The sequence below is a fragment of the Shewanella sp. SM32 genome (genome assembly GCF_025654235.1).
Classification (GTDB): Bacteria; Pseudomonadota; Gammaproteobacteria; order Enterobacterales; family Shewanellaceae; genus Shewanella; species Shewanella oncorhynchi.
In genome coordinates this window covers 32,464-58,041 of sequence record NZ_JAKKRO010000031.1, presented here as the reverse complement: position 1 = coordinate 58,041, position 25,578 = coordinate 32,464, and the positions used below count along the sequence as shown (strand labels likewise).

Here is a 25,578-nt window from a genome sequence, read left to right as displayed (position 1 = left end):
TTTCGACCTAACTCAGTCAAGGTCAGTGTCTTACATTCAATCAGTGCCTTAGAGGCCAGCATCAAGCTGTTTAATCGTTTTAGGTGAAGTTCTGGGCAGTATTGGTGTAAAGAATGTTGTAGGATATTGGCTTCGCGCATCTTGTTGTCCAAGTGTAGTTTTTAGCGAAACCATTTGATCATGCAACAAGATGCGCTTCCACCCTAATTTGATGATTTATTTGTAAATCATCAGGGGATTCTTCAGGGTCTTGCCTCAATGCCTGTCGCTTTAGCGGATATGTTGGCAGGTTCCATGGGCGCAGTGTGGGCTTGGATGGCGCCTATCGTGGGGATTTTTGGTGCCTTCTTATCGGGTTCAGCCACCTTCTCAAACATGATGTTCTCCAGCCTTCAATACAGCGTGGCCGACAATATTGGCATGAACCACACACTGGTATTGGCACTACAAGGTATCGGTGCAAACGCCGGTAACATGATGTGCGTAATGAACGTGGTTGCCGCTGCAACAGTAGTGGGTATGGCAGGTAGAGAATCAGAAATTATCCGTAAAACAATGCCTGTTGCCATTGGTTATGCCTTACTGGCGGGCACAATAGCTACCCTGTGGGGTGGATTCTAAGCCGTTTTATTTTATTGAATGCCCGAAGTCACTCCCAGTGACTTCGGCTTTAATCTATTAATAAAGAGAATGATGCTATGTCGATTAACTATAAACTGGTCATCGATGATCTAAGAACGCAATTAGGTGATCATCCCGTGACGGATGATCCCGTTCGCCGTTTTGCCTGGTCCACCGATGCAAGCTACTTCAGGATAGTCCCAGAAGTGGTTGTCCATGCAGAAACCCTAGAACAGGTAAAGCTCACATTAGCCGTTGCCCGTAAGCATGATGCACCCGTCACGTTTAGGGCCGCTGGAACCAGTTTATCTGGCCAAGCTATCGGTGAAGGTATTTTGTTGATCCTTGGCCATGATGGTTTTAGAAAGATTGAAGTCAGTAGCGATGCCAAACAAATCACCTTAGGTGCGGCTGTCATTGGTTCCGACGCTAACGCCGTACTCGCGCCGCTTAACCGCAAAATTGGTCCCGATCCCGCCACCATAGGCTCCGCCAAAATTGGTGGTATTGTGGCAAACAATGCTTCGGGAATGTGCTGTGGTACTGCGCAAAACAGTTACCAAACTATCGCTTCCGCGAAACTTCTTTTTGCAGATGGTACTGAACTCGATACAGGCTGTGAAAAATCAAAAGCTGCCTTTGTTAAATCCCATGGAAAAATACTGGATGCGCTGACAGAACTGTCGCACATGACTCGCCATAACACAGTGTTAGCGGACAGAATTCGTAAAAAGTATTCCATTAAAAATACCACCGGCTACGGCATCAATTCGTTACTCGATTTTACCGACCCATTTGACATCATCAACCACTTAATGGTGGGGATGGAAGGCACATTAGCCTTTATTAATGAAGTCACTTATCACACAGTGAATGAAGCTAAATTTAAAGCCTCAGCTATGGCCGTATTCCATAATATGGAAGATGCCGCACGAGCCATACCACTGATAAACGGTGAAAGCGTTTCTGCGGCTGAACTCCTTGATTGGCCATCAATCAAAGCAGTAACGGGCAAGCCAGGCATGCCAGATTGGTTATCAGAATTACCGGCCTTATCCGCTATTCTACTGATAGAATCCCGTGCTGATGACGACAAAACCTTAGAAAATTATACTCAAGATGTCACCGCGAAACTCGCCGGTTTTGACTTTATCCGCCCAATGGAATTTAGTACTAATCCAGCGGTTTATGACAAATACTGGGCAATGCGCAAAGGCTTGTTCCCGATTGTAGGTGGTGAGCGTCCAAAGGGAACCTCAGTTATCATCGAAGACGTGGCCTTTGAACTAGAGCACCTTGCTGCTGCGGCGCACGATATCACTGAGCTTTTCCATAAACATGGTTACCCTGAAGGCTGTATTTATGGCCATGCTCTTGCGGGGAACTTCCACTTTATCATTACCCCCACCTTCTCGACTCAAGCCGATATCGATCGTTTCCATGCCTTTATGGATGATATTGCCGACATGGTGATTAACAAGTACGACGGCTCAATGAAAGCCGAGCATGGTACTGGCCGTGCTGTCGCGCCGTTCGTCGAAAAAGAATGGGGACAAGATGCTTACACTTTGATGAAGAGCATCAAACAAGTATTTGATCCACAGGGTATTCTAAACCCAGGCGTTATTCTTAACGACGATAGCAATGTCCACGTTAAAAACATCAAGCCCTGCCCTGTGGTCGATGATTTTGTTGATAAGTGTATCGAATGTGGTTTCTGTGAAAAAACCTGCCCAACATCGGCACTCAACTTCTCACCTCGTCAGCGTATTGCGACTCTGCGTGAAATCGAACGTTTAGAACAATCCGGTGATAAAGCCGCCGCAGCAGAAATGCGCGCCGCCGCTAAATACGATGTAGTTGATACCTGTGCCGCCTGCCAGCTTTGTACTATTGCTTGCCCAGTGGATAACAGCATGGGCCAACTGGTGCGTAAACTGCGCACGCCGTACATCAGCACTACTGAACAAAAAGTCTTAGATTTCCAAGCCAAACACTTTGGCGCAGTTAACCAGGTTATCAGTTCAGGTTTTGACATGCTTGGCGTGATCCACAAGATCACTGGCGATAACATTACCAGTGCCCTAATGAAAACCGGCCGTTTGATTTCAAAAGAAGTGCCTTATTGGAACCCCGATTTCCCGAAAGGCGGCAAATTGCCAAAACCATCCCCCGCTAAAGTTGGCCAAGAAACAGTGGTTTACTTCCCAGCCTGCGGCGGCAGAACCTTTGGTCCGACGCCAAAAGATCCCGATAACCGCACTTTGCCAGAGGTGGTCGTCACGCTGCTGGAACGTGCTGGCTATAACGTCATCACGCCAGAAAAAACCCGCGATTTATGTTGCGGCCAGATGTGGGAATCTAAGGGCGACTTTAAAAACGCCGATGCCAAACGCCAAGAACTTATCGATGCAGTGAGCAAGATGACCAATGGTGGCAAGCTGCCAGTGATCGTCGATGCCTTGTCTTGCACCTACCGCACTTTGTCAGGTAATCCAAAAGTACAAATTATCGACTTAGTTGAGTTTATGCACGACAAGCTACTGACTAAACTCAACATCAGCAAAAAAGTCAATGTGGCACTGCACTTAGGTTGTAGCGCACGCAAGATGAAACTTGAACCTAAGATGCAAGCAATCGCCGATGCCTGCTCTGCACAAGTGCTCAAACCTGCGGGAATTGACTGCTGCGGTTACGCGGGTGAAAAAGGCTTGTATAAGCCTGAAATCAACGCCAGCGCACTGCGTAATATCAAAAAACTCATTCCTGTCGAGATTAAGGAAGGCTATTACGCCAACCGTATGTGCGAAGTCGGTTTGACCCAACACAGCGGCATTTCCTACCGCCACTTAGCTTATCTGCTCGAAGAGTGCAGCCGCTAATCTGGTATAACAGTAGTAAACAACGGGGCTATTTTTAGCCCCGTTTGTTTATATAAGCGAACTATTCTCATTTATTTGTCATTAAGTATTTTTTGAGAATTTAAAACCTGAATAAATACATTTTAAAACCAATGTAATCATCAAGTTAAAATATTCTCATTTTTGAAAAAATCTACAAGCTCATTTACTAAATTAGGGCTACTTATTCCGCTAAGATAGGCCTATATTTGATCAACTACCTTAGCATTAGTGTGGATATTGGGTCACACTGCAAGGCAATGTCGTTCACTAACAAGAAAGAGAAAACACAATGAAAATCGCCCTTTTCATCCCGTGTCTAGTCAATCAAATGATGCCAGAGGTCGCGATTGCCACCTTGGAATTATTAGAGAAACTCGGGCACCAAGTGATTCTACCCGCGGGTCAAACATGCTGTGGCCAGCCGATGACAAACTCGGGTTGCTTCGATGCAGCACGCAGTACCACCCTTAAATTGCTCAACGCCTTTAAAGGAGTGGAATGCGACGCTATTGTTTGCCCTGCCGCCTCTTGTTTAGTGGCCGCCAAAGAAAACTTCCACGAGTTTGATAGCAGCCCAGAAGCACAAGCTGTGATCAACAAACTCTATGAACTCACAGAGTTTTTACACGATATCGCGCCGATCCCAGCCTTTACCAAGCCCTTCGCGCACAAGGTAAGCTTGCAACTGAGTTGCCATGGCATTCGCATGTTAAGCCTTGCCACCCCAAGTGAGCAAATGGGGCCAAGATTCAACAAAGTCGAAGCTGTATTGGCCAATATTGCCGGCATAGACATAGTGTATCCAGACCGCCGTGACGAATGCTGCGGCTTTGGTGGCACCTTCGCCGTCGATGAAGGCGCTGTGTCGGCCAAAATGGGCAAAGACAAGGCCCAAGCCCACGCCGCAACGGGTGCTGAGTATGTGGTGGGTTTTGATCCCTCATGCCTATTGCACCTCGATGGCATGATCCGCAGACAGCAATTGCCGATTGAAATTCGCCACATAGCGCAAGTGCTAAACGCCGCGCTCTAGGAGACTCACCATGGCTTACAATCATAATCACGGAGCTAATGGCTCCCAAGTCCATGCCCATAAAGCCGATATTTTTTGCCGCGACGAAACCCGTGTCGACTGGCATTCAAAAGCGCTATGGATGCTCAGAGAAAAACGCGACCGCGCCGCGGGTAGCATCCCAGAATGGGAACAACTGCGTCAGTTAGGCTCAGAAATTAAGCTCCACACGCTAACCCATCTTGCTCAATATCTTGAAACCTTTGAACAAAACTGTATCGCCAACGGCATACAAGTCCATTGGGCGAAAGATGGCGCAGAGCACAATCGTATCGTGCATGACATTTTATCCCGCCATAAAGTCAAAAAGTTGGTGAAGTCTAAGTCTATGCTGACCGAGGAATGTCACCTCAATCCGTACTTAGAACAACGTGGCATTGAGGTCATAGATACCGACTTAGGTGAGCGGATTATTCAGCTCGCCAAAATGCCACCATCACACATAGTCGTGCCCGCTATCCATATGAAAAAGGAAGAAGTCGGCGAACTCTTCCATGAGAAACTCGGCACTAAAGCAGGGGCAGCCGATCCCTTGTATTTAACCCGCGCCGCCCGTGCTCACCTGCGTGAACAGTTCCTTAGCGCCGATGCCGCGATGACAGGCGTGAACATGGCGATTGCCGATAAAGGCGCCGTGGTGGTCTGCACGAACGAAGGCAACGCCGACATGGGTGCTAACCTGCCTAAGTTGCAGTTGCATTCAATGGGCATCGACAAAGTGGTGCCCGATATCGATAGCGCAGCCGTCTTGCTACGCACACTGGCACGCAACGCCACAGGCCAACCTGTCACGACTTATAGCGCCTTTTACCGTGGCCCACAGCCCGAAGGTGAGATGCACATTATTATCGTCGACAATGGCCGCACTGAGATGCTCAAGGATAAAATCCTCGCAGAATCATTGAAGTGTATTCGTTGTGGTGGTTGCCTCAATACCTGTCCTGTGTATCGTCGCTCCGGCGGTTACAGCTACAACTACACTATCCCTGGCCCAATTGGTATCGCAGTGGGCGCTAAGATTGATGACACTAACTCGATTGCCTGGGCCTGTACCTTGTGTGGCAGCTGTACCTATATCTGCCCGACTAAGGTGCCGCTCGATAAGATTATTTTCCACCACAGACGCCTTAAGGCTGAAGCCGGAAAACTCCCCTATGGCAAAAACAGTTACATGCCATTAGTGGGTAAATTTATGGCAAGCGAAACCATGCTGAACTGCTCTATGAGTGTGGCGAGAACTGCGCTGCGCATTCTACCGGGTAGTCTGTTAAAACCCTTTAGCGGTGCATGGGGTAAATACCGTGAACTGCCCGTTGCCCCGAACTCCAGCTTCGAAGCTTGGTTTAAGAAACACAGGAGCCTATAAGATGTCTAGTAAACTTGAAATTCTCAATGCGCTCAAACTGTCGGCCTTAACAAATCATCCTATGCCAAGCATAGATGTGACGCCAAGAGTCGAAAATCTCGTCGGCCAGTTCGAGACCAACCTCAATACTGTCGCGGGTACGCTGCATAAAGAAGGTGGCATCAAAGCCCTGCAAGCCAAAGTCGATGAACTTATCGCCCAAGGGTTACAGGTCATCTCCCTTGTAGAGGGTGTCACGGCAAACCGTGAAATGCCACCCACAGCCCACGAGCTCAAAAACATAGATTATGCAGTGATCCCAGGTGACATTGGCGTTGCCGAAAACGGTGCCATTTGGGTTAACAATAAGAATCTAGGCCACAGAGTGACACCTTTTATCTGTGAAAACCTGATCTTAGCCCTGCCAACGAATAAGATTGTGCCGACCCTACATCAGGCAGCTAAAGAAATCACGTTAGCATCAGGTGAGTTCGGGGTGTTTATCGCGGGTCCATCAAAAACCGCCGATATCGAACAAGCCCTCGTCGTCGGCGCCCACGGCGCCTGCAGCTTGAACGTGTATTTACTCTAATGCCTCGAGATTTAATGTAACCAAGAAAATTCAAAGGTTATGGAATAATCGAAACACAAAAGCCGCCTTCATTAGCGGCTTTCTTATTGAGACTTCGCTGAATGATATTTGATTTGTAGGCTGATAAACCACTAACACTGCTTACCAATTAACGTTTATTGACGAGCAGTTTACAGGCTTGCCATGGCATTCACTCGCCGACTTGGTGAATAGAAACCTAGGGCTTTAAGCTTATGAACGAGAGCCATGGTCGTTCTCATGCATCCCTGCATTGCACGACATTCAGGCGTCCTGCCTATCAGATGGCGAACTGGCAGTTAAACGCGGATGTTGTTCAAGTCAATCCGTGGATGCAGGGTCGCCCCGTCCTGCTCTTTGATGAACGGCGCCATCTCTGATATTTATCTGTGTACGTTAGTGACGCTTAAATATAAACTCAACATTAAGATATTGATTTAAAATGGGATATTGCTACGTTCTAAGGCAATCGTTAGTGATAAGCAGGGGATCTTTATCAAGTCGCTTTAACCACGTGCGATAGCGCACATACTGAGGATACCTTAGTAGTATCCTCGACTCGGTTGATAGTATTCTCGATTATGTCCATGAGGCATTTATAGTAAAGGTGAGTAAATGAACGAGGTATTACTACAAATAAAGGCGCTCACCAATGGTGATCCTTTATTGACGGCTGTCATTGTTGGAGTATTAACATTAACGTTAATTGGACTTGTAGGCTATATGCTAAAAGATGTCCCCGCGAAGCTGTTAAGTTGGCTCAGTAGTCTGCTGTTTGTGCGGCTCACTATAGACGATAGTCATCAGGCGCGCACAGAGGTATTCAATAAACTGTCCTTTTTGATCAGTAATACTACTATTCCGTTTTTTTCACGCTCTATCTCTGAGGCTGTGTACTATGACTATAGTGTGAGTTACGACGGGCGTGTCAGTGTTAAGTCTATCGGCTACGGTATGCACCTGTTTAAATACGGTGGTTGTTTCATGTTGGCTACCCGATCTAAGGTCGATAGTACGATGGCATACGATACTATTACTGTAAGTGCACCATGGTGGGCAAAAGATAAACTATATAGTTTTTTAGAAGATACTCGTGGAGACATCTCTACCGAGCCGAAAGTGAATATTTTCGAAGAAACCGAATGGTGTCGCTATGGCACATTGAAATCATCGGGCTTTAGTGAATTAGTGCTAGATGAAGGGTTTAAGCAGAAGTTGATGGGGGAAGTTGATAACTTCGCAAGTAGAGGGAAATCGGTTGTAAGTAAGCTAACGATACTGTTACATGGAAAAACGGGTACTGGTAAGACGGGTATAGCAAGAGCCTTAGCTGTTGAGTATCATCGCGATCTATACATATTGAATCTATCGACTGTAAATGATGCCACTATTCATAAGGCGATTAGAAAGGTACCGCCCGGAGCTATGTTGTTAATAGAGGACTGTGACTGTGTAAAGGCTACGGTATCACGAACTGCTGAAAGCAATGTAGATAACCCACCACTCACTTTAGGTGGCGTTCTAAACGCGTTAGACGGAATCATTCCTCTTGATGACTGCCTTGTAATAATGACCACAAATCATCCTGATAATCTTGACCCAGCGTTAATACGTAAAGGTCGTGTAGATGTCAGTATTGAAGTACCACTTATCAGTGCAAAACAAGTAAATGAAGACTACTTTGAGCGTTTTGGCGCAGTTCTTAATAGAACTGAGCCATTGTTAGGTTGTGAAGTCTATGAACTCCATCGCAGAGCGAACTTAAGATATGGAGTGTGTTGTAAGCCAGTGTAGATGCTCTGGATTCAACAAACCATGAGGTCATGATAGCCATGAATAACAATAAACTGATCGTCTTCAATTAGTGGTAACTGGCCGAGTTGCTGTAATCTGATTTTTAATTCAGCAAGCAGAAATACATTGTCATCCGCCAAACCGGCGGGAAAAACGGTTTTCGCAATTCTAATCGCGTTAATGGATTTATAGCGAATACACCTTTGCACAAAAAGACAATCAGTAGCCATGATCTCGGATAACACTTGATTTGAGGCTTCATAATCGAGAGGAAAGTCCTCTTCACCGACCAACTGTAGTTGCAAATACACAGGACGAGAAGCTAACAGCGTCATACATTCGCGCCATTTAGTATTATTCATCATAGAACTCATAATGTTAAATTGCTTTTTTACCCCTGATGATTAACAAGTTACCTTTGGTGTTTAACAGCCCGTATAGGGATTAAAAATGGTAGCGAATAAAGTAAGCCGCTTAAAGTAATGGGCTAGACGTAAACTCGTTTAGTACATCTTCTGAGGTTGACTCATATTCAACCACCAGTTTATGGGGTGTAAGCCGATACACCCTCACCTCAATATTCCCTCGCACAGCATAAATTAAAGCGCCACCATAGGTTGTTTCAGGCCCAAGATCTCCTGCTGGAACTTGCTCGGCGGCGCCAATATACAGGCACCCTGACAATATTGTTAAGTTTGCAGAGAGATAATTCGAATTGAGCCCAGCCTCACCTAGCTTACGGAAAATTTCAACCTCATAATAGCCATCGGCGCCAAGTCCTACGAATAGCACATGACCTTGATTGATTTCCAAAATTTCGTCACTCGGCACAGACCACCAATCAGCCGTATCTTCACAGCGATGAGTTAATGCCGCGGGATCAAATATCGCCATTGTGGCGGTATCTGTGTCAAACCGAGTTGTTGTATAGGGTTTACTCATCATCCTTGCCCACTAACAGAAATGATTCTGACTACCTGTTTTATCCTTGATAACTCCAAACCTAAAATAGAAAAATCGCCATAATTTTAGGCCGTTACTACCACTTACTTACAACATTCCTTTACATAAAGGCTTTAGTGAACGCTTCCTTCGACTGGCGAATGTAGTTACGGGCGCTTTTGGCGTGCTGCTCCCACACGGCGCGGTCGCTAGGATCGGTAAAGGGGTTTTGCTCGGCGGCAATTGAGCGCTCAAATTTGTCGTAGAAGGTCAGCATGGCCGAAGTGATCTGATTAAAACGTTCCTTGAACTCTTGAAATTCATCAATCTTCTCAGTGGTTTTAATCATGTACTGCACTAACTCTGCATTGCTGTTCGAAGCCAATAGCGCCTCAGCTTTAGCACTGATATTGGCACTCGCCTCAGCAATCACCAGCGCGCGTGCCTGCTCGTCTTTACTCATCACTCGGCTGTAATTTTCAGGTGTGCGGGCAATACTGGCATGCTGTAAGTAACTGCGCAAATGTTTGTCGAGATCCTTACGGAAATTATCTAAGTTCTTCTGCATACTGACTAAATCATTGTCGAGTGCAGTGACTTGTTGCAGTTCTTTTTCGATTTCAGACATAAACCGTTCGGCCTGCTGATAAATTTTCAGGCCATTTTCTTCAGCAAACTTTTTATCACTACGGCTTAAGTCACTGTTGTCATAATTAGAGCGATCAAAAGTCGCAGCTAAGAATGACTTAAAGGGTTCGGCAAAGGCAGAATACGCACCGGCACTGACCACGTTTAAGGTGGCAGTAGCCAAGTCACCAAAGGGTTTAACCATAGAGCCTAAACGCGCCTGTTGGAGAGGTGATGCCACACGTTTAGCGTCAGTTAAAACCGACCTAAAGGTGTTATATCCCATAGGGTTAGACATTTTATTACGCTCAGACGTCGCCAACACAAAGGTGATACTTGAATAAATAGCATTCGAGTACTCGAGGTATTGTCTTTGGCTCTCGAGCTGGGCGGCATAATTTTTACCTAAAGTACGAAATGACTCAGACTGCACTTCGTAATTCTTATCAGCTTTCAGCTTATCTAAAATCCCGCCGATAATTTTCTGCTCATTTTTTTGCAGGGCCATATCAAGGCGAATTTTACCTAAGCTCAAATCGTCCAAACTGATAGGGCCATTAATGGCCTCAATATCAAGACGGATATATTGGCGACTCGGATCATCAATAGACACTCGGTGTGCTAAATATTCGTTAGCCCCAGGGGTGATATCGATTAAAGCAACATGCTGCCACTGGGCATCGAGCTTTAATACCGGAGAGGTCAATACATTGATGCGATATTGGGTTTGAGTATTCTGGGTTTTGACCCAAAACTCTAATAGACCCGCTTCAGAAATAGGGTACTTACTGACGATACTGCTATTACCTTCGACGCAAAGCAGCGCACTTTCACCTGTGTGAGGTTCAGCGCCTTCAAATTGACAACCCATGATCCACGACCAAGGTTGAGATAAACGATTGCCTTCGAAGTCGCTGGCAAACACTAACTCATTCTCTTTGGCACTGGCATTAACTGTCGTTAACACGCCAAGCAACAGCATAGAAATGACTGCAGTGGTGCGCATAAGGGCCTCATAAAACATAAATTACTAAAATCAACGAGCGAGTCATTCGGCTCAATACCCAGTCATATCAACAATCAATCGACCCAAAAGCCTAAGCGAACTCAGTCTGTTAATTGAGGGCTATAGCCTCGGCTCAACAGCACGCTTGGATAAGTCATTTTTGATTGCAGATTAAACCAGCGAAATGTACCAGAGGCCATCATCCCACGCTAGCCCTAAGTCATGTTTAACGACGAAAGATATGTGGGCAATTACAATCGGGGCCATTAATCGCCCCAATTGTAAAATTTACGTAAAACTAAACACTTATGCCCAAGCTAAAGGTTACTTGTCTCACCCCTTGTCTTGTCAATAAATCAGGCGAAACCAATACAACCCAAAGCAAGGATTAATGCAAACGTGCCTCGACTCGCTTCATGGCGTAAAACATCCATATCGTCAAGATAGTGCTACAGGTCGCGAGCGACACCCACACACCAATCACGCCGAACGCCCATGCAAAGCAGTAGATAATCGCAGCGATAAGAATAAGCTTAGCGCCAGTCAGCATAGAAGCTTGTTTCGAACAATTAATCGCTTGGAAGAAACTCGCACCGACTAAGATTAAGCCTTCCATAGGCAAGCCCCAAAAATACCAGCGCATACCTTCAATCGCCACTGGTGTTAAATTCGGATTATCACCGGCAAACAAATACACTAACCATTCGGGGCGAGAATAAATCAGCGCTAAACCTAAAGCAGCGGTGAGTAACGTCATACCAAAGGCAATATTGCGCGCTTGTTTAACCCTGTCAAAACGCCCAGCTCCCGCGTTAAAGCTATAAATGGGTTGAGTACCAAGCGCAATGCCCTCAAAAATCAGATAGAAGAACGCTTCTGTGTAACTCACCACACCATAGGCGGCCACATGTAATGGACCACCAACCCACAAAAAAGCCGTATTATGCAGGGTTAACACTATCGACAAATAGAGATTCATCAAAAAGCTGGGGAAACCAACGCGGGCTATATTGAGGCAATTATCGAGCTTGAGCTTCATCTGCTCAAAAGTGATTTTAAGCTGAGTGCGCGGACTGAAAAAATGCTGTAAACACAAAAGCCCCGTTACCGCCTGCGACAACATAGTCGCAATCGCTGCACCCGCTAAACCAAAGGGGAAAACTACAATAAACAGCCAATCTAAGAAAGTGTTTAATACACCACCCAAAATCAGCACCCAAGTCACCATGGATGGCCTACCATCATTACGCAGCAGTGTGGTGAAGGTCATTGAAATTATGGGGAAATGACACAGTGCAAAATACCAGAATAAGTATTCGTTAGCATTTTCGAGCATCTCCCCTTGCGCCCCGAGAGCAACCAAAATATCTCGCGAGAATATCCCACCAACAAGGGCAAAAAAGCATCCCGTTAATAAACATAACGTAAAGGCATTACCCAGTAGTTTACGGGCCTTGACTACATTACCTTGGCCAAGATTGATTGACACTAATGCCGCGCTACCCATACCTATCATGGCGCCAATAGCGTATAAAATCGCGCCCACAGGGTAAGCTAGCATCATCCCCGCCAGCCCTGTTTCACCTAAATAGTGGCCAACAAAGATGCCATCAATTGTCACATATACGCCCGTCACCAACATAGAGGCTATGGTGGGTATGGTATAGCGCCAAAAAAGCTTCGCAATCGGCTCCTCGAGCAAGCTCATATCCGCAGGAGCATGATTAGATGTTGTTGCTGTCATTAGCGTTTCTCACAAAAAGGGGGGCTAGAGTCGTATCTATCTAGAAAAATGATCGGGTGAACAAAAATGCGACAATGGATTGTACCTAAAAATAGCGAGAACTCAAAGCATGTTCATTGTGAATAATTAACAATAAAGATTAATCATCACAATGACTTAAGCAGAAACAGTCCAATTTCAGCCAAATGACAAACTCAGTACAGTTCAATAACAGATGTGGGTTAATTCATCATTTTCTGCTACTTTTTTGGTGTTTAAGGCCGAATTAGGTAAAGTATCCGTTCAAGCAAGCCCATTAACGTATTTAAGCAAGATGAAATCATTAACTTTATAAATTTAAGTTTTTGATAATTAATGGGTTAAACAGAAATAAATTCAATAACAATAATAAGGGAAGGACATGAGTCAGAATAGTCCAAATGCAGGCAACGATCTGCGAGAAGTCAAACAGCTCGGCATGTGGGCCTCCATTACTAGCCTAGGTTATGTGTTTTGGTTAGTTGGTGGTATGGAGTTAGTCGAGCGTATCGCCTACTACGGTGTTAAAGCCAGTGCTGGACTGTACGCTAAAGCGCCAGAGTCTGCGGGCGGCCTTGGGATCAGCCTAAGTGACTACGGCATTATTATTTCCCTCTGGGCGATCATGCAAACCTTTGTGCCCGTGTTCACTGGTGGCATGTCTGACCGAGTGGGCTACAAAGAAACCATCTTCGGCTCCACCATCATTAAAATCTTTGGCTATCTCGTCATGGCATTCTTCCCCAGCTTTTGGGGCTTCCTTGTCGGTGCATTACTCCTTGGCATAGGCACAGGGATATTTAAACCGGGCATTCAAGGCACCTTAGTGCTGTCCACTAATCGCAATAACACTTCAATGGCTTGGGGCATTTTTTACCAAGTTGTAAACATTGGCGGTTTCCTCGGGCCTTTAGTTGCTGTGCATATGCGCCAATTGTCGTGGGACAATGTATTTTTCGCCTGCGCCGCAATTATCTCACTCAACTTCTTATTCTTACTCACCTATACCGAGCCAGGTAAAGCCGAGCGACTGGAACGCAATAAGCAAATAAAATCGGGTGAAGTCGAACAAGAATCCCTGTGGCGTGATGCTTGGCGCGAGCTGAAAAAGCCGATTGTGATCTACTATATGCTCGTTTTTTCAGGATTTTGGTTCTTGTTCAATGCCCTATTCGATGTGCTGCCTATCCATATTTCCGAATGGGTCGATACCAGCGTAATCGTCACCTCCCTCTTTGGCAGCGAAGGCACCAGTAACGGCATTCTACAATTTTGGCTTGGCCTCAATAACGAAGGCACTAAGGTGATGCCCGAAGGCATGTTAAACCTCAATGCGGGCCTGATTATGACTTGCTGTTTTATCGTTGCGGCGCTGACGGCTAAATACCGTATTACTACCGCTATGTTTATTGGTTGTTTGCTGAGTATTTTAGCTTTTGTGTTTATCGGTGCTTTCCATGCGGCATGGTTTATCGTATTCGCGATAGCCATGTTCTCCATTGGCGAAATGATGATTAGCCCGAAGAAAAACGAGTTTATGGGTAATATTGCTCCCGAAGGTAAAAAAGCCATGTACTTGGGATTTGTGATGTTGCCCCAAGGGATCGGCTGGGGATTAGAAGGCTACTTTGGCCCTAAACTCTACGAGATTTATGCATCAAAGGAATTGTTTTCGCGGGATTTATTGCTAGAGCGCGGCATGAACAGCACTGAGATCAGCGCCATTCCCCAAGGTGAAGCCTTTACCACTTTGGTGAGTTACACAGGTGAAAACGCACACGATCTCACCCAACTGCTATACCACAGCCATAACATTGGCATGGCGTGGTACATCATCGCCGCCATAGGGACTATCTCAGCGGTAGGAATTTACATCTATGGTAAGTGGTTACTCACACTACAAAGAGCCCAGCAAGCCGCCTAAGTGACACTCGCTGACCTCATTTTGGGCAAGGACGACAAAGACAAGATAAGGGCTAGATATGGCAAGGTGAGGAGCGATCCTCATCTTGCCTCATCAGTATCAGAAAGGACGCGTCAGCAGTTCAGGCGTAAATTGTTCAGGCGAAAGCAATAGGCCTAAGCTCTCGATTTGCGCATTCAGACGATTGAGATCTTGAGTCAGCGCCGGCAAGGTCAGCGTATTGTCATCGAGCTCATACACTTGCCTTAAACTCGTGTAATAAAACAGCAGTATAATCAAAGCATTCACATCATTTTGCGCCGCAGCGGCTTTAATCTTTATCAACTTGCGATAGATACGATTATGGAGCTGCTTCAATTGCCACACATAATAAATTTCACTGAAAAAAGGTCGGTCTTTTAAGTTGTAAATCACGGCGCTACACAGACCCAGACTGAAAATCACGCCTAAGAGATTCAAATGGAAATTACCTGTAGGCTCACCTGGCACAGGCGTCGCCCCAAACAGCGCAATGAGTCCAGTACCAAAAATCAGCGATAACACGACTAAGCTAACAACTAGAATCACAATGAATAAATTCATATTTTTACGATACAAGGTTTTATCTATTTCCTGCAGCTTCATAACATCCCGCTCAAATAAACCGCCCAGCATTGGGGTATAAATCAATGAATGGCAGAGCATACCGCAATCCCCTTTATTCGGCCTTAACTGATTTAAACGCATAAGGAAAATACATTTCTCCACCCCATCAGTGAATGATACAAACTGAAACCTTTAAGCGTAACTAAGCTGGCTGAGGGATAGGATGATGTATCGATTGAAGATCAACGGCTTAATGCCCTTACGATTAATCTTCCATTTATTTCAAAACATTAAAATGTTAACGTGCAATCAAATCTGGGTAAAATTTGCTAACCTTAACCCTAGTGAATTGCATAACGATATCGCCGCTTTTACGAGAGACAGTGTTCTAACCTCCCGCATTCAAACCACACAAGGAATGCCATGATACTCAGCAAAGGCTTTGCACAAGTCGTCCTTTTGGCGCTCAGCAGCCTTTGCTTGACTGCACAGGCCAAAGACCTGCTCGCAGTGGGTTCGAGTTTCAGTCAAATTTTTGAACTACAAGCCAATGGAGAATATACAGGCTTAGGTGTCGATATTTTGAATCGCTTCGCCCAGCAGCAAAGTGTGAACATTCACTATCAAATTACCCCATGGCGCCGCGCTATCTCTATGGTTGAACGTGGCCAAGCGGATATTCTTATAGGTCCCTACGATACCCCAGAGCGTAATGCCAACTTGGTTTTTGCGGCGAAGGCATTTTACCGCGATGATATGGTGTTTTATGCTCGGGCAGACAATGAAATAGTGTGGAATGGCGACTATGCCAGTATTAAAACGCAACGGATTGGAAAAATGCAGGGCTGGAGTTATGGCACAAGGTTTACTGAACAAACTAAATCATTAAATATCAATGAATTTGTCGATATTAAAAGTGGCATAGAACGGCTTTCGTGGGGTGATTTAGATTTACTCGCCACCAATAGTCGCAATACCAATGCAGTGCTCGCCCAAATCAAAATCCCTAAAGCAATTACGCCAATCATGCCGATAATCGATGTGCGAGACGGCTTTATGGCTTTTCCGAAACAAGCTAAATTTGATCCGCTAAGAACTCGTTTTGACAGCTTCTTCGAGGAGATGATCCAAAATGGCACACTCACGACACTCGGCCAAAAATACCGCGTGACCTTGCCTTACTGATCCAACCTTATTATTCCCGTTAAATCTGACCCTCTTGGCGATACTCACACCTGTAATAAAGAGTGATGGGGAACTCAGTTAGCTAAGACAAGCAATCAACTGCAGCTCAATCTCATCCCAATTGACGTCGGCCATGGTAATCATTTCTAGTCTGGAATCTAAGGTGTCATCGAGTTCAACTACAGTAAACTCATGGTCAATCCAGTTAAATCCCGCAATTCCATCAGTAGTGATCATCACGGCCTTTAATCTAAGCAACACTTGCCCAACGTTGGATGACTGAGCTTGCCGCTGAATAAAATCCATTAATTTATCAAAATCAAATTCTTGACTCGGTTCAAACACCCATCCGCAGCTAAAACAACCTTCACCTTGATTCTGCTTTCGCACTATACCGCGATCATCAAAATCAAGTGCGGCTTCGATTGCACCTTCGGCAAAGAGGCTCAACTCACTCAAGCGAGAACCACCAGCACGAAACAAGCTTGGGGCTGTCTTCGGTAGGCTGCCCAGCTTTAGGCCCGCGCTAGCATGCCCATTTATATTGAGTGACACGCGCCTTGGTTGGTTAAGATAGTCCAGCAAAGCGCTAGGTAAAGGCTGTTGATTTGAGTGGCTCACTACAGGAATATCAGTACGTTCAATATGGCTTAAATAAGTCTGCAATTCATAGAGTAACTTAGTATTTTCAGCATCATACAAGTCAGACTTAGTTGCGATGATCACATCGGCCACTTGCAACTGTTGGATAAAATTTGCATGTTCGCGATAGCGAGGATCGTGGATCTTACGCGCGTCCACCAAACATAGGGTGCTACGCAGTGAAATCACATTCTGATAATGGGGCGCACTCAGTACTTTAATGATTTCATTAGGATGCCCAAGCCCAGTCGGTTCAATCAATAAGCGGTCAGGTTTCGCTTTCGCAATCAACTGATTGATGGCCACTTGTGTCGGAACGCCTGCTGCGCAGCACATACAGCCACCCGCAACCTCACGAATTTGTATGCCGTTATCGGAGGAATTCAGTAACCCCGCATCAATGCCGACCTCACCAAATTCATTGACCAGTACTGCCCAAATTTCATCCGCGGGTTTAGTCGCCAGCAATTGCTTAATCAGAGAGGTTTTACCTACACCTAAAAAACCTGTAATGATATTGGTGGGAATCGCTTTGATAATCATAAGGAAACTCGCTCGAATAGAAAGCTTGGCGCTCGAGTGTAGAAGTATTGGCTTTGAAGCTCAACAAAAAGCGCATCGGTGAGGATGCGCTTTTAGAATAGCGACAGGCTATGTAGCAAAATATGCAACTGACTATTCAACAGTCAAATCAACAAACTAGGTAACCATCAAACTGCTAAGCTAATAGGCACTTTGCACTATTAGCCTTGATTGTTGGGTTTAGTTTATTTTGACTTAGCCTATTTTGACTTATTGGTGCGAGAGCCAAAACCTGACTTATTGCTCACCAAATTCGACTTAGGTTTAGTCGCATTAAACGGCTTACCTGAGCCAGAAGCTGACTTAGCACGGCTAGAGGATTTCTCGCCACCGGTTTTGCTGTCCTGCGCTTTACCTTTCGCGTACTTACCCTGACGAGACTGACCAATAGTGCGATCCTGCGGCGCCTTATGGCTCCACTTTCCAATAGGCTTAATCGGTGCTGCGGGCGCATCACGGTAACGGGCAGGCAAAGGCGTGCCTTCTTCATAACCCGGTTGTACCGACACGGGCAGTTTCTGCTCAATCAAGGCTTCAATTTCAGCGAGCATTTCATCGTCAGAAGGTGAAACGAACGAAATCGCGCGACCCGTTAATCCAGCTCGGCCAGTACGACCAATACGATGGATATAGTCTTCGGCGAGGAAAGGTAATTCAAGGTTGATCACCATAGGCAAGGCATGAATGTCTAAACCACGAGCGGCCACATCGGTCGCCACCAGCACCCGCAATTTACCGGCTTTAAACTCTTCCAACACCCGATTACGGGCGCCTTGTGTTTTATCGCCGTGGAATACACCTGCGGCTATGCCATCAAGCTTTAATTCTTGTAATAAATGCTCGGCGCTTTCTTTCGTGCTGGCAAACACCAGCACTTGGCGCCAATTGTTGCGGCCAACGAGTTCTGACAACAGCTCGGCTTTGCGACGTTTATCAACTCGATAGACTTCCTGCACAACTGTGGATGCGGTAGTCGTGTCAGCAACATTCACCCACTGAGGTTCATTCAGCATTTTCTCGGCGAGTTGTTTGACGGCATCGCTATAGGTCGCTGAAAACAACATGGTTTGATGCTGCGGCGCAATTAAGCGTTTCACTTTTTCAATGTCGCGCACAAAACCCATGTCTAACATACGGTCGGCTTCGTCGATCACTAATGTGGTAACGCTCGACAAATCTAACTGGAATTGGCCAATAATGTCGAATAAACGACCAGGAGTTGCCACCAAAATATCAACGCCCTGCTCTACCCCTTTACGCTGGGGATTCATGTTGGCGCCACCGTAAACCGCTAAGGTTTTCAGTGGTAGGAACTGGCTGTATTTTTGGATATTTTCGCAGACTTGAATCGCAAGTTCGCGGGTTGGCGTCATCACCAACGCGCGTAAAATCGGTTTATCATTGCTGTCGCTTGTTAAAGACTCAGCCGCCAACTTTTCAAGTACAGGCAGAGCAAAGGAAGCCGTCTTACCTGTACCCGTTTGGGCGCAGGCCATAATGTCTTTGCCTTCAAAGGCAAGCGGGATCACTTTCTCTTGCACTTGAGTGAGTTGCTGATAGCCACACTCAGTTATCGCATTCAAAATAGGAGAAGATAAACCGAGTGTTTCAAATTTCATAGGGACTCTTTAGCTAAGTAGTAAAACTTTGATGCGAGGTGATACTCAATGCCCCAACGCGGGGCCGCGGAGTCTAGCAAAATCCGCGGCGTTTTTATAGGCAATTATCGCCACTAAGTTAATATCTCCTCAGACATGGGAGACTAAAAGCGGATCCTGTAAGTATTTTTGGCTAAATTCACCCGCAGGCACAGGTCTTGAGAACAAGTAACCTTGGCCGTAGTCACAACCTGCAGCCAACAACACTTGGCACTGCGCCTCGGTTTCGACACCTTCGGCAATCACCTTCATTCCCAACTTGTGGGCCATCACGATTATCGCCTCACAGAGAATTTGATCGTTTGAATCGGTATCAATATGGCGGGTAAAAGATTGATCAATTTTAAGATAATCGATATCAAACTTTTTCAAATAGGCGAGTGACGAGTAGCCAGTACCAAAATCGTCCAGCGACACTTGCACGCCCGCATCGCGGTAGGCCAGTAGTTTTTCGGTCACGCCCATACTGGCGTCCAATAACAGGCCTTCGGTAATTTCAACGCACACGCCCGCGCCTGTGATATTAAGATCTTGCAATAACTTCAACCAATCATTGAGCAGCGTGCCTTCATCACGAAATTGAATTGGGGATTTATTGACGCTGATTTGGATTTCAACCCCTAATTCATGACGCCACGCCGCACTCTGGCGAGCGGCTTGCTCGAATACCCAATTGCCGATTTCAACAATCAAGCCGGTGTCTTCCGCCACAGGAATAAACTCAGCAGGCGACACAGCACCACGCTCTGCATGATGCCAGCGGATCAAGGCTTCAGCCTTGGTCACTTCACCCGTTGCTAAGGCAACAATCGGCTGATAATGCAGTTCAAATTCTTTATTCACGACCGCTTGACGTAAGTCTTGGATCAAGCGCATGCGGTATTTGGCGTATTCCTGCATCGATGGGGTGAAATAGTTGAAGCGATTACGCCCTTGATCTTTCGCCGCATACATAGCCTGATCCGCATGCTTGAGAAGCCCTTCAATACTGGTAGAGTCATCGGGATACAAAGTAATCCCAATACTGACGCTGATATAAGCGGTTTCTTCCCCTAACACATAGGGTTCGGCAATTCGTCGCAAAATATTCTCAGCGACGCGCTCAATCCCCTTATGGTCTTCCATCGAACTTAACACCACAGTAAATTCATCGCCGCCAAGACGCGCCACGACGTCGGCATCACGCACACAGGATTTCAAACGACTCGCGGTTTCTATCAGCAGTAAATCGCCCATAGCATGGCCTAAGGTGTCATTCACTTCTTTAAAGAAATCTAAATCCAAGAACAATAAAGCAAAATGGTTGCGATTGCGGTCGGCATTTTTCACTTCACTGCTTAAATACTCCAATAACATGCGCCGATTAGGCAACCCCGTCAGCGTATCGTAGTTAGCCTGTTTCCAAATCAGATGTTCATTTTGCTTCTTATCGGTAATGTCTGAGAACAGGGCAACACGTCGATAGGGATGGCCTTCTTTATCATTAATCGTATTGATGGTTAACCAGATGACATATTCTTCGCCATTTTTGCGCCGCTGCCACATTTCCCCCTGCCATTGGCCTTTCTCGCGGATATCATTATTCATTTTGGTGTAAAAATCACGGCCATTGAGGTCACAATAAAGCAGCCGAATATGTTGGTCCCGCACTTCAAATTCGCGATAACCCGTCATCACACTAAAGGCGGCGTTGACTGTAATAATCACGCCCTTTTCATCGAGGACACTCATGGCTTCAGAGCTGTTATCGTAAACCAGTGCCGACAACTTTAAGGATTCTTCGATAAGTTTTGCGTCGGTAATATCGGTATAGGTTCCACACATACGCAGAGCATTGTTGTTTGCATCTCTGCTCACGACTTTACCTGTATCAAGGATCCACCGCACCTTACGGTTTACGGTATTTAAGCGGTACTCCATCTTATGTTGCGCCGTTTCGCCACGAATATGGGCCTCAATCGAATGCAGCACTTTAGGCCTGTCTTCGGCGACTATCGCATCCATCCATTGGCGACTATTAGCGTTGAGCATATCAACATCGCAGCCTAGAATATCGGCGCTGCGGGCGTTACGTTCGATACGATCATGACGAATATCCCAATCCCACACCCCAAGATCGCTACTGCTTAACACCAGTTCGAGTTGCTCACGGCTAGCGAGCACCTCTTGGTCGGCAATGGCCTGTGAGGTGATATCTAAATATCCAGCAATAACAAGCAACACGGCATTATTACCACCGCGCTTACAGGCGACTGTCATATGGGTGTAAACCACGCTACCGTCTTTAACGATAAAACGTTTATCCATCTCGTAATTATCGATATCCCCCCGTAGCATAAGCTCAAATTTCAGGGCATCCGCTTCTAAATCATCGGGATGAGTAATTTGTGCCCACGTCATCCGTAGCAATTCAGCTTCTGAATACTTGAGCATTTGACATAATCGTGGATTCACCTTTATCCACTTTTGATCTATCCCCGTTATTGCAATACCAATATTGCCCGCGTTGAATTGGCTCCGAAAAAGGAAATCATCCTGCAGACGAATTTGTTCATCACGCTCTAATTCAAAACGTCGCGATAACAAGCGGCTCAATAGCCAAGTCGCAATCGGGAAAATGGTCAATACTGGGAGGGTCACTTTGGCGAGTAATGGCATTGCTATGCCATCGGGTAGAAATAAGAACCACAACAACATCACGATATGAACGGTATAGGCAAAGAGAAAAATTTCTCCACCTGAAATATTGGCTAACAGAGACTTACGATATTGACGCCAGATCACCCCGATTAAACCGGATGACACTATCACGCCGACGCCAATCCATATACCAGCGCCACCGATACTGATGCGATACAGCGCCGTCATCACGACAGCAACCAAGGTCGGTAAACCACCGAAAAATAGACCAGAAATACAGAGAATAACCGAACGGGTATCGAAAAAAACGCCCGGTTGATATATCCAAGGCGTGCTCATGATGGTGATACCAATACCACCAATGAGCATCCCAATAATGATGCGCCACAGCAAGAAATACTGCCGCTGGTGTTTTTTAGGGATCACGTCGTACAAAAAGACCAACGCCAGCAATAAAGCCGCATTTTGTACTAACGGAAAGAGAATACCTTTATCCATAACTCAGAGAGCGACTCCAAAAATGAGGGGGCTTGATACCATTTTAACATTCCCCCACAAGTGTAGCAGAATCACTTAGAAATCATGCGTTAATTCCCTTTGCCGCATCACACTTTGGACTTACCACATTACATTTTGCAATAGAGTTGTTGACGATATTGCTCTGCAATAGAATGCCAGTCAAAACGCTGTGCCATGGCCGCAGCACGCACTTGTGGCCATGTTTTTCCCTCGAAACAAGCAATGGCTTGCATCAACCTTTGCAAAAATGCTTCGGCTTGCTCATTTAAGCTATTGCCGTTAAAAGCAAAACCATTAACGCCATCCTCAACGGTATCCTTTAAACCGCCTACACTATGCACTAAACATGGCTGTCCCGCGCGCATGGCCAACATTTGACTGATGCCACAGGGCTCAAAGGAACTTGGCATCAAAAACAGATCGCCATGCTGATACAGCGCTTCGGATAACGCCTCGTTGTATCCCTGCAAAAATAATAGGTTATCGTATTTAGCCCCTAACGCTTGGAAAGACTTAGCAATCAATGCATCGCCACTGCCGAGTAAAATCAGCAGCGCCGTCGGTTTTGTTTGCTTCAATGCTTTAAGTAAGGTTTCAAGCACAGATAAACCCGAGGGTAATTGATGGCGCAGCAATAATACTTTTTGATCGGTCAAGCGGCCCACCGAAGTCAATAACAGACTCGGTACTTGCTCCGCCATCGCTTGACGCCAATGGGCTTGAGTGCGGGCAAAAGCAATCATGTCCACGCCACTCACTTGCGTTTGATGCCCCTGCCATTGCACTAACGCAGTTTCAATCGCACTGAGCAATTGCTTGAACTCGGGTACTTGAATACGCGCAGGTGGCTTAGCGGGTAAATCCGATACTGACGAATACACACAGCCATTTAAAATCCCCACCACTTTGCCGTCATTGGCCTTGGCCTGTAAGTCTTGCTCTAACCCTTCACCACCAAAAAATCCCGCTTCGGGTCTGGAGGGCTGCAACACTTCCTTGGCATAACTGGGTGAGACTAAATGCACTTTGTCGCTCAGCACTATGCCCATGCGCATAGGGTTAACACAGTAAGGATAACGGGGATCAGTAATTAACTGTTTTTGCCCCTGCGTCAAAGTGGCAAACAGCTCGGGAAACCAAGCCGCAAAGGAGGATGAGTCTTGGCTTAAGGGACGTATCCCCTGCAGCGCAAGATTGTGGATAGAGAACACACACTCAATTTCTTTGAGAACACTGAACTCAGACACGAATGCTCTTAACATGGCTAAGCAGCCCGCATGCCAGTCATGTAAATGCAGCACAGTCGGCATAGGCACTCGGCCAGTAACTAATGCTGTCGCGACGCTCGCGCAAAGGAAGGCAAACTTAGTCGCATCGTCGGCGAAAGGACGCTCGGCACTGCCTTGGCTATAAATCTGCCCAGGTACGGATTGCCATAATGCATGTTCGAGCAAATAAATCATCGCCTCTGGTACATGGGGATGGGGCATGGCAAACAAATGCACTCGCTCCAATCGGCCGCCAAAGGACACAGTTAACTCGCCAAGATCTTGGGAGTGATTCGCTACCGCAGTTAAAAAGCCATAGCTTGGCATGATCACATCGGCGCACAAATCAACACCCGCCAGAGCGGCGGGTAAATCACGGATGACATCCGCCATACCGCCAACCTTGGCGCCCGCAAGGGCACCGTTTTCAGCCGCGACCATCAAAATGCGTTGTTTCAATTAATTGGATACTCCCGCTACTTCAACTGTGCAGCTTTTATTAAGCTGCCTATACCTAAGTCATTTTTACTTTAATGATCAATTTACTTTAATGATCAAAGCACTATTCATAGCCTACAGGCAAACCTAGCATGTCACGGGTCACTAAAGTCACGCCTTTTTCGGACACCCTAAAGCCTTTGGCTCTGTCGTGATCATGGTTATAACCTATTACCATGCCTTCGGGAATAATGCAGCCACGGTCGAGTATCGCATTCTTGATTTTGCAATGGCGCAGCACGACTACATCGGGTAGCACTACTGAATCTTCAACCAACGAATAAGAACAAACGCGTACTTCGTTAAACAATACGCTACGGCGCACTGTCGCCCCCGAAATAATACAACCGCCCGAAACAATCGAGTCCAACGCCATACCACGTCTGTCATCGTCATCAAACACAAATTTAGCGGGTGGCAATTGTTCTTGGAAGGTCCAAATTGGCCATTTCGCATCGTACAAATTCAGTGCTGGCGTGGGCGATAACAGTTCCATATTCGCTTGCCAGAAAGAATCTAGCGTACCCACATCGCGCCAATAGGCTTGCTCATTTGGGAAAGCACTCTTAAAGGGATAGGCGAACACATTATGTTTTTCGATGATCGCAGGAATAATATCCTTACCAAAATCGCGATCTGAGCTTTCGTTTAAGGCATCTTTCTTGAGCTGGTCAAACAAAAACTCTGTGTTAAACACATAGTTGCCCATAGACGCTAAACACATTTCAGGATTACCCGGAGAATGCTTAGGTTGCAGCGGCTTTTCTTCAAAGCCTAAAATGCGCATCTCTTCATCGACTTCCATCACCCCAAACGAACCCGCAGCTTCGGCAATCGGCACTTCAAGGCAAGAGACTGTCATATCTGCACCCGACTCGGCATGGGCGGCTAATAACCCAGCATAATCCATGCGATACACGTGATCGCCAGACAACACCATCACGTATTTAGGCAGCTCGTGGCGAATGATATCGATATTTTGAAATACCGCATCGGCCGTGCCTTGGTACCAGTTTTCCGAATAGCGTTGTGAAGCGGGTAAAATCTCCACCGACTCGCCCAGCTCCTTCTTAAAATGACCCCAACCGCGCATCACATGGCGGATCAAAGAATGCGACTTGTACTGAGTCACAACCCCGACACGACGAATACCCGAGTTGATACAATTTGAGAGCGGGAAATCGATAATACGAAACTTACCACCGAAATACAGTGCAGGTTTAGCACGCCAATCCGTGAGTTCATGCAAGCGAGACCCGCGCCCACCAGCTAAAATCAACGCATAGGTTTCACGAGTTAAATTACTGATATAACGAACATTAGACATAGGCTCTTACTCCGAAATCGGCAAACTGATTGCCCATAAATGGCTTATCGATACGGCAGACACTGCCG

17 protein-coding genes and 2 pseudogenes are annotated in these 25,578 nt (G+C 46.1%); 8 read left to right on the top strand and 11 right to left on the bottom strand.

Features of this window, described 5'->3' with window-relative positions; translation table 11 throughout:
* Positions 1–140: pseudogene (locus L5M10_RS13740) on the bottom strand (IS4 family transposase); the annotation flags it as partial.
* Positions 141–243: 103 nt separating this feature from the next.
* Here L5M10_RS13740 and L5M10_RS13735 point away from each other — a divergent pair.
* The 6 genes and pseudogenes from L5M10_RS13735 to L5M10_RS13710 all read left to right on the top strand — a co-directional run.
* Positions 244–621, top strand: a pseudogene (locus L5M10_RS13735) (L-lactate permease); the annotation flags it as partial.
* A 77-nt stretch (positions 622–698) separates the two neighbouring features.
* The gene (locus L5M10_RS13730; protein WP_113941023.1) at positions 699–3,503 is read left to right on the top strand and encodes an FAD-binding and (Fe-S)-binding domain-containing protein; all 2,805 of its coding nucleotides are present in this window, start codon (positions 699–701) and stop codon (positions 3,501–3,503) included.
* A 310-nt stretch (positions 3,504–3,813) separates the two neighbouring features.
* Complete coding sequence (locus L5M10_RS13725; RefSeq protein ID WP_006085148.1) at positions 3,814–4,557, top strand: (Fe-S)-binding protein; 744 nt, start codon at positions 3,814–3,816, stop codon at positions 4,555–4,557.
* Positions 4,558–4,567: 10 nt separating this feature from the next.
* Entirely contained in the window at positions 4,568–5,962 is a 1,395-nt protein-coding gene (locus L5M10_RS13720) for a lactate utilization protein B (RefSeq protein ID WP_113941021.1), read from the top strand.
* 1 nt (position 5,963) lies between these two features.
* Positions 5,964–6,533 carry a lactate utilization protein C gene (locus tag L5M10_RS13715; protein ID WP_028760696.1) on the top strand — a complete coding sequence of 190 codons (570 nt, stop codon included), beginning with the start codon at positions 5,964–5,966 and terminating at the stop codon, positions 6,531–6,533.
* A gap of 633 nt (positions 6,534–7,166) precedes the next feature.
* On the top strand, positions 7,167–8,345 hold the full coding sequence (locus L5M10_RS13710) for an AAA family ATPase (protein ID WP_105249774.1): 1,179 nt from the start codon (positions 7,167–7,169) through the stop codon (positions 8,343–8,345).
* Between the two features lie 11 nt (positions 8,346–8,356).
* Here the strand turns inward: L5M10_RS13710 and L5M10_RS13705 are convergent, their stop codons facing one another.
* The 4 genes from L5M10_RS13705 to L5M10_RS13690 all read right to left on the bottom strand — a co-directional run bounded on the left by L5M10_RS13705 (position 8,357) and on the right by L5M10_RS13690 (position 12,664).
* Positions 8,357–8,710 carry a hypothetical protein gene (locus tag L5M10_RS13705; protein ID WP_242068336.1) on the bottom strand — a complete coding sequence of 118 codons (354 nt, stop codon included), beginning with the start codon at positions 8,708–8,710 and terminating at the stop codon, positions 8,357–8,359.
* A gap of 109 nt (positions 8,711–8,819) precedes the next feature.
* Positions 8,820–9,287: a DUF6386 family protein gene (locus tag L5M10_RS13700; RefSeq protein ID WP_251068797.1), complete on the bottom strand. Its 468-nt coding sequence runs from the start codon at positions 9,285–9,287 to the stop codon at positions 8,820–8,822.
* A gap of 121 nt (positions 9,288–9,408) precedes the next feature.
* Positions 9,409–10,920 carry a hypothetical protein gene (locus tag L5M10_RS13695; protein ID WP_113941018.1) on the bottom strand — a complete coding sequence of 504 codons (1,512 nt, stop codon included), beginning with the start codon at positions 10,918–10,920 and terminating at the stop codon, positions 9,409–9,411.
* Between the two features lie 388 nt (positions 10,921–11,308).
* A complete protein-coding gene (locus L5M10_RS13690) occupies positions 11,309–12,664 on the bottom strand; it encodes an MATE family efflux transporter (RefSeq protein WP_028760699.1) in 1,356 nt (451 codons plus the stop codon).
* Between the two features lie 400 nt (positions 12,665–13,064).
* Between L5M10_RS13690 and L5M10_RS13685 the strand changes: the two genes are divergently transcribed.
* Positions 13,065–14,606 (top strand): MFS transporter, encoded by a 1,542-nt coding sequence (locus tag L5M10_RS13685; protein ID WP_263255431.1) that lies wholly within the window; start codon positions 13,065–13,067, stop codon positions 14,604–14,606.
* A 99-nt stretch (positions 14,607–14,705) separates the two neighbouring features.
* On the opposite strand, the gene L5M10_RS13680 is transcribed toward L5M10_RS13685, so the two are convergent.
* Complete coding sequence (locus L5M10_RS13680) at positions 14,706–15,230, bottom strand: DUF3087 domain-containing protein (RefSeq protein WP_263200267.1); 525 nt, start codon at positions 15,228–15,230, stop codon at positions 14,706–14,708.
* A 384-nt stretch (positions 15,231–15,614) separates the two neighbouring features.
* Here L5M10_RS13680 and L5M10_RS13675 point away from each other — a divergent pair, with 384 nt between their 5' ends.
* Positions 15,615–16,376 carry a substrate-binding periplasmic protein gene (locus L5M10_RS13675; RefSeq protein ID WP_263255430.1) on the top strand — a complete coding sequence of 254 codons (762 nt, stop codon included), beginning with the start codon at positions 15,615–15,617 and terminating at the stop codon, positions 16,374–16,376.
* A gap of 78 nt (positions 16,377–16,454) precedes the next feature.
* Here L5M10_RS13675 and L5M10_RS13670 read toward each other — a convergent pair whose 3' ends face one another.
* The 5 genes from L5M10_RS13670 to glgC all read right to left on the bottom strand — a co-directional run bounded on the left by L5M10_RS13670 (position 16,455) and on the right by glgC (position 25,510).
* Positions 16,455–17,561: a CobW family GTP-binding protein gene (locus L5M10_RS13670; RefSeq protein ID WP_263255428.1), complete on the bottom strand. Its 1,107-nt coding sequence runs from the start codon at positions 17,559–17,561 to the stop codon at positions 16,455–16,457.
* 239 nt (positions 17,562–17,800) lie between these two features.
* Positions 17,801–19,219: a DEAD/DEAH box helicase gene (locus tag L5M10_RS13665; RefSeq protein WP_263255427.1), complete on the bottom strand. Its 1,419-nt coding sequence runs from the start codon at positions 19,217–19,219 to the stop codon at positions 17,801–17,803.
* A gap of 129 nt (positions 19,220–19,348) precedes the next feature.
* Positions 19,349–22,396, bottom strand: coding sequence for an EAL domain-containing protein (locus L5M10_RS13660; RefSeq protein WP_263255426.1), 3,048 nt, complete (start codon positions 22,394–22,396; stop codon positions 19,349–19,351).
* A gap of 128 nt (positions 22,397–22,524) precedes the next feature.
* Complete coding sequence (locus tag L5M10_RS13655; RefSeq protein ID WP_263255425.1) at positions 22,525–24,144, bottom strand: glycogen synthase; 1,620 nt, start codon at positions 24,142–24,144, stop codon at positions 22,525–22,527.
* Between the two features lie 103 nt (positions 24,145–24,247).
* Positions 24,248–25,510, bottom strand: a complete 1,263-nt coding sequence (glgC, locus tag L5M10_RS13650) for a glucose-1-phosphate adenylyltransferase (protein WP_006085131.1) — start codon at positions 25,508–25,510, stop codon at positions 24,248–24,250.
* Positions 25,511–25,578: the final 68 nt, after the last annotated feature.